At 75.1% G+C, this 3,632-nt stretch carries 3 protein-coding genes; all 3 read right to left on the bottom strand.

Features of this window, described 5'->3' with window-relative positions; all coding sequences use genetic code 11:
• Positions 1 to 238: 238 nt before the first annotated feature.
• Genes tyrS through argH form a run of 3 tightly spaced genes read right to left on the bottom strand, consistent with a single transcriptional unit; the run spans position 239 to position 3,614 of the window.
• Positions 239 to 1,516, bottom strand: a complete 1,278-nt coding sequence (gene tyrS, locus E9549_RS22450) for a tyrosine--tRNA ligase (protein ID WP_236828810.1) — start codon at positions 1,514 to 1,516, stop codon at positions 239 to 241.
• A complete protein-coding gene (locus tag E9549_RS22445; protein ID WP_236828809.1) occupies positions 1,513 to 2,160 on the bottom strand; it encodes a DNA-3-methyladenine glycosylase in 648 nt (215 codons plus the stop codon). The genes tyrS and E9549_RS22445 overlap by 4 nt, the downstream gene beginning before the upstream one ends.
• An 8-nt stretch (positions 2,161 to 2,168) precedes the next feature.
• Complete coding sequence (gene argH / locus E9549_RS22440; RefSeq protein WP_308113137.1) at positions 2,169 to 3,614, bottom strand: argininosuccinate lyase; 1,446 nt, start codon at positions 3,612 to 3,614, stop codon at positions 2,169 to 2,171.
• Positions 3,615 to 3,632 lie beyond the last annotated feature (18 nt).

Genomic DNA, 3,632 nt, shown 5'->3' with positions numbered 1-3,632 from the left:
GAGCGGACGCGCAGAAACTCGACCCTTCCGGGCTTCGTCCCTGGCTGGATGTCCAACTCTACGCCGGTTTCCGGTGCACCCGCTACCCGCAGGCCCCGGCCCGGCGGCCCTCCCGGGCCGCGCGGCGCAAAGAGAAAGTTACACGGGCGCTCCACCGGACGTCAAACCGGGGGCGCCGTGACGCCCGACACGCTGCCGTCACACGGCCGTCGCCCGGCGTTCACCCGCCCCGAGGGGCTCAGGCGCCCCGCCGGACACCGGCGATCGAGCGGCGCCCGCGACGCAGGACGAGCCACCCCCCGGGGAGCCAGGCGTCCTCGCCGGGGCGGGTCTCGCCATCGGTCACCCGCTCGTTGTTCAGGTAGGCCCCGCCCTCCTTGACCGTGCGCCGGGCCTCGGACAGCGACCCCACCAGGCCGGTCTGCTGCAGCAGCTGGGCCACCGTGGGCAGCTCGCCGTCGACGGTGATGCTGCCGGCCTCCTGCAGCGCCGCGCCGAGGGTCGCCCCGTCCAGGGAGCGCAGGTCCTCGCGGCCGAAGAGCGCGCGGCCGGCCGCCTCGGCCTGGCGGAGCTGCTCGGGCCCGTGCACCAGCAGGGTGAGCTCCTCGGCCAGTGCGCGCTGCGCCGTCCGGGCGGCCGGCCGCTCGAGGCTCTCGGTCACCAGCGCCGACACCTCCTCGGCCGGGCGCTCGGAGTAGAGCGGCAACCACGCCCGGGCGTCGGCGTCGTCGGCGTTGAGCCAGAACTGGAAGAAGGCGTACGGCGACGTCAGCGCCGGGTCCAGCCAGACGGCCCCGCCCTCGGACTTCCCGAACTTGGTCCCGTCGGACTTCGTGACCAGCGGCGTCGAGAGCGCGTGCACCCGCGCACCCTCGGTGCGGCGGACCAGGTCGATGCCGGCGGTCAGGTTGCCCCACTGGTCGGAGCCTCCGGTCTGCAGCGTGACCCCGTGCCGGCGGTGCAGCTCGCGGAAGTCGTTGGCCTGCAGGATCTGGTAGCTGAACTCCGTGTAGCTGATGCCCGCCTCCGAGTTCAGGCGGGCGGACACCGCCTCCTTGGCCAGCATCTGGCTGACCCGGAAGTGCTTGCCCAGCTCGCGGAGGAAGTCGATCGCCGAGACCGGCGCCGTCCAGTCCAGGTTGTCGACGTAGACCGGGGCGCGCGTGCCGTCCGCCTCGGCCGGCACCTCCAGGAAGGGCGCGACCTGCTCGCGGATGCGCTGCACCCAGGTCGCCACGGTGTCGCGGTCGTTGAGCTGGCGCTCGGCCGACGGGCGCGGGTCGCCGATCAGCCCGGTCGCCCCGCCGACGAGGACGACGGGCTGGTGCCCGGCCCGCTGCAGCGCCCGCAGCACCATGAACTGGAGCAGGTGCCCGACGTGCAGGCTCTGCGCCGTCGGGTCGAAGCCCGCGTAGTAGGTGACCGGCCCCTCGGCGAGGTGGGCCCGCAGTGCGGCCTCGTCGGTGCTCTGGGCGATCAGCCCGCGGCGGTGCAGCTCGTCGATCACGTCGGTCACGGGGCACCATCCTGCCCGCCCCGGCCGCGGCGCGGTCGGCCGCCCGGGCGGAAGGCGCTCACCGACGCGGCCCCGGTCTCCCAGAACCGCCAGGGGAGGTCGGTGGCCACGCTGATCCCGACCCGGGGCCCGGCCGACACACCGGCCGGCGGAGCTCCCCGGTGCAGCCGCACCGGGGAGGAGCCGTCGAGCAGGTCGGTGCCGAGGTCGGGGCGCCCGATGGCGAGGGCCTGGGTCAGCCGGGCAGGCCCGCCGGCCAGGTCGCGCGCGGTGCGTGCCGCCGGACGGCGGGACCGGGCCAGCTCCTCCCCCGCCACGACATCACCGGCCCGGAGCAGGACCGCCGAGCCCTCGCCCTCGTGGCCGACGACGACGTTAGCGCACCAGTGCACCCCGTAGGAGAAGTACACGTACAGCCGCCCGGGCGGGCCGAACATGATCGCCGCCCGCGGCGTGGGACCGCGGTGGGAGTGCGCGGCGGCGTCCACCCCCGACCCGGAGTAGGCCTCGACCTCGGTCAGCCGCAGCGCGACGGTGCCCTCCGGGCGGTCGGTCACGACCCAGCAGCCCAGCAGCGACGACGCGACCTCGTCGACCGGCCCCAGCAGCTCCTGGGCCCGGACCAGCGGCCCCGGCCCGTGCACCGGCGCGCTCAGAGGGCCGCCGCCACGGGCGAGGACACCGCCCACTCCGCGTGCTGCCGCGCCGCCTCGGCGAGCTGGACCAGCTGCCCGGCGACGCGCTCGGGCGCCGTCCCACCGCGGGCCGACCGCGCGGCCAGCGCGCCCGGCACCGACAGCACCGACCGCACGTCGGGGGTGAGCCGCTCGTCGATGCCGGCCAGCTGCTCGTCGTCCAGCTGGTCGAGCTCGAGCCCCGCCTCCTCGCAGTAGGCCACCATCGCGCCGGAGATCTCGTGCGCCGACCGGAAGGGCACCCCCTGGCGGACGAGCCACTCCGCGACGTCGGTGGCCAGCGCGAAGCCCTGCGGCGCGGCTGCCTCCAGCACCTCGGGCCGCAGGGTCAGCGTCGCGACCATCCCGGTGACCGCCGGCAGGAGCAGCAGCAGCTGCTCCATGGAGTCGAAGACCGGCTCCTTGTCCTCCTGCAGGTCCCGGTCGTAGGCCAGCGGCAGCCCCTTCAGCATGGTGAGCAGGCCGGTCAGGTTGCCGACGAAACGACCCGACTTGCCCCGGGCCAGCTCGGCGATGTCGGGGTTCTTCTTCTGCGGCATGATCGACGACCCGGTGGCCCAGGCGTCGTCCAGGCGGGCCCAGCCGAACTCGGTCGACGTCCAGAGCACGACCTCCTCCCCGAGCCGGGAGAGGTGCACGCCGATCAGCGCGGCGGCGAAGCAGAACTCGGCGGCGAAGTCGCGGTCGCTGACCCCGTCGATCGAGTTGTCCGAGGCGCGGTCGAAGCCGAGCTCGGCGGCGACGGCGTCGGGGTCCAGCGGCAGCGAGGAGCCGGCCAGCGCGCCGGAACCGTAGGGGCTCACGGCTGCCCGCCGGTCCCAGTCCCGCAGCCGGTCGACGTCGCGGGCGAAGGCGTGCGCGTGGGCCAGCAGCTGGTGGGCGAAGAGCACCGGCTGGGCGTGCTGCAGGTGCGTCATGCCGGGTGCGGCGACGTCAAGGTACCGCTCGGCGAGGCCGACCAGCGCGTACTCCAGCGAGGACAGCTCGCCGACCAGCGCCCGCACGGTGTGCCGCAGGTAGAGCCTCAGGTCGGTGGCGATCTGGTCGTTGCGGCTGCGGCCCGCGCGCAGCTTGCCGCCCAGCGCCCCCAGCTTCTCGGTGAGCCCGCGCTCGAGGGCCTCGTGCACGTCCTCGTCGGACTCGACCGCGACGAACGTGCCGGCGGCCACCTCGTCGGACAGCTCGCGCAGCGCGCCGAGCATCAGGTCGAGCTCGTCGTCGGCGAGCAGCCCGGCGCGGTGCAGCACGCGGGCGTGCGCCCGGGAGCCGGCCAGGTCGAAGGGGGCGAGCTTCCAGTCGAAGTGGGTCGACTTGGACAGCGCGGCCATCGCCGGGGACGGGCCACCACCGAAGCGCCCGCCCCAGAGCCGGGTGTGCGGGGCGGGGGCGGTCGGGTCGGTCACGGGGTGCTTCCTCCGGAG

The sequence above is a fragment of the Blastococcus sp. MG754426 genome (genome assembly GCF_021699055.1).
Classification (GTDB): Bacteria; Actinomycetota; Actinomycetes; order Mycobacteriales; family Geodermatophilaceae; genus Blastococcus.
Note: the sequence above shows the minus strand (reverse complement) of the source record. Positions and strands in the feature narration are given on the sequence as shown.